At 58.8% G+C, this 1,247-nt stretch carries 1 protein-coding gene; it reads right to left on the minus strand.

Annotated features, from left to right (window positions below):
- The coding region (locus ACYVGS_RS09150; RefSeq protein WP_460588374.1) for an IS1634 family transposase at positions 1–804 on the minus strand (804 nt) is incomplete at its 3' end.
- Positions 805–1,247 lie beyond the last annotated feature (443 nt).

Below are 1,247 nucleotides of genomic sequence, written 5' to 3' on the forward strand. Positions count from 1 at the left end.
GGCAATCACACGCCGGATGGGATAGCGTGCCATCACCGTATCCAGCGTTGCCCGCAGGGTCTTGACCTCAGCGACATTGCCCTCGAAAACTTCGTGATAGATCGGCAGGCCGTCGGCAGTCTGCACAACCCCCAGCACCACCTGCCGGCGGATGCCACCGTCCTTGGACTGCCCGTAGCGGCGCAGATCGTCATGCTGTTCGGATTCACCTTCGGTGCGTATCGTGGTGAGGTCATAAAACACGACGGACAGTTCCTGATCGATCAGCGGCCGCAGCAAGCCGGCAACCACCTTGTCGACCGCATCCCGGTGCTCGACCAACGCATCCATGGCGCGCAGCAGATGCTGATGCGCTACGGTCTCTGTGGCAATGCCGGGCAGTGAAACCGTTTCCAGCCATCGCAGGACACCGAGCTTGGACTCGGGATCACACAAGCGGTTGAAGACCATGATGCGGAGCATGGCTTCCACGTCGAGCTGCCGCTTGCCGGAGCGAAATACGCGAGCCAGCTGATCAAAGCCCAGCTCGTTCCACAATGCGGTGAGGCTCCACACGTCCCCCAGGTGCCGTGCGGGTTTGAACACGATATCAGGCAGTTCCGCCTCAGCCGGCGGCTCCGCGGAATGGTCGCGACCTGTGACACGCTCCAGCCCCCGGATGAGGGAGTCGTAGTGCGCGTCGATCGTCTCCAGCCGCCCCAGGCTGGCAATGGTGCGCTGGCGCGCCCGGCCGCTCTCGTCCCGATAGGCTTCGACGAGCTGGATGTAGCGGCGCGGGCCGGACTTGGTGAGCTTGACAAACATGCCATTACGATAGCGCAGACAAAATATCTGTCAATATACTTCCACTAAAACCACTGAAAACAAAAACGTGCCACTACAAGCGATCATCCATTTCTGAAGCCTAAGTGACTGATTTTATTAGACCCGCCCCCTCGAAAATGGGCAATTTTGGGCGGCAACTGTTGAACCCGGGGGGCAAGCCTGCCACCCCGGCAGGCAGCCTGAGGTCACCCAGCGGAGCGCCCCGACGCGGGATAACTAACCGGTACTCTGAGCTTTTCCACACGGAGGGGAACAGATGCCAGCGAAGAGGTTATCCATGCGTAAAATCAAAGAGGTGCTGCGCCTCAAATTCGCCCAGGGCCTGAGCAACCGGCAGATTGCCACTGTAATCCCCCCATTTTTACTAACGTTATCGAAAGTAATGTCACTCGATAATGTATCGACATTCGGGTTGTCGGAAA

The sequence above is a fragment of the Haliea atlantica genome (genome assembly GCF_054779855.1).